Here is a 406-nt window from a genome sequence, read left to right as displayed (position 1 = left end):
CAGTCGCTTCAGCCTTTTTATTATTGATGTCGTTGATTACTCTTATTTAGTTTTCAAGGTACAAACAATCCGAGAGATTTACTCTCTCAAAACTGAACCAAACAACCATGTATGTCCTTACTGATAGGAACAAGTTCCTATCAGCGTTCCGAAATTATCTAGCTTCAGCTCCTAGAGGCTACCGTCATAAGCAATGAACTCTCCAAGCGCCAAAACCATGCGCTTTACGATTCCTTGCTTATGCGTTCGCCTCTAAACAGTCGCTTACGCCTTCAATTAATCCTTAGAAAGGAGGTGATCCAGCCGCACCTTCCGATACGGCTACCTTGTTACGACTTCACCCCAATCATCAGTCCCACCTTCGGCGGCTGGCTCCTAAAAGGTTACCTCACCGACTTCGGGTGTT

The 406-nt window shown here is 45.3% G+C and carries 1 rRNA gene; it reads right to left on the bottom strand.

Annotation, left to right across the window (positions count from 1 at the left end):
* Window positions 1–287: 287 nt before the first annotated feature.
* Window positions 288–406: ribosomal RNA gene (locus BV906_RS19055) — 16S ribosomal RNA — on the bottom strand; the annotation flags it as partial.

Source organism: Oceanobacillus rekensis, assembly GCF_002153375.1.
Lineage (GTDB): Bacteria > Bacillota > Bacilli > Bacillales > Amphibacillaceae > Oceanobacillus > Oceanobacillus rekensis.
The sequence above is the reverse complement of the archived record's forward strand: the minus strand, read 5'-3'. Positions and strand labels throughout refer to the sequence as shown.